This window comes from Anoxybacillus sp. LAT27 (genome assembly GCF_022030075.1).
Lineage (GTDB): Bacteria > Bacillota > Bacilli > Bacillales > Anoxybacillaceae > Anoxybacillus > Anoxybacillus kestanbolensis.
This window is the reverse complement of sequence record NZ_JAIWYK010000345.1, coordinates 1-229: the sequence shown is the minus strand read 5'-3', so window position 1 is coordinate 229 and position 229 is coordinate 1. Positions and strand designations below refer to the sequence as shown.

Annotated in this window: 1 protein-coding gene; it reads right to left on the bottom strand. The window is 60.3% G+C overall.

Annotated elements, in window-relative coordinates; translation table 11 throughout:
* Positions 1-6: 6 nt before the first annotated feature.
* The coding region (locus LD028_RS09730) for a low molecular weight phosphatase family protein (RefSeq protein WP_483298301.1) at positions 7-229 on the bottom strand (223 nt) is incomplete at its 5' end.

The following is a 229-nucleotide window of genomic DNA, read 5'->3' as shown; positions in this document are numbered from 1 at the left end:
CTCGGGTTATTCGCCTTCTCTCAGAAACCGTTCGATGCGGTTCCTGATGGCATCGCGGACGCTGCGAAAGCTGTCCATGATCTCCGCCTCGGTACCGGAGGCTTTGGCCGGGTCGTCGAAGCCCCAGTGCCATTTGACCACATGCTTGTTGGCAATCACCGGGCAGTGCTCATCCGCGTGGCCGCACAGCGTAATGACGTAATCGGCGCGGTTCAGCACTTCCGGGTCA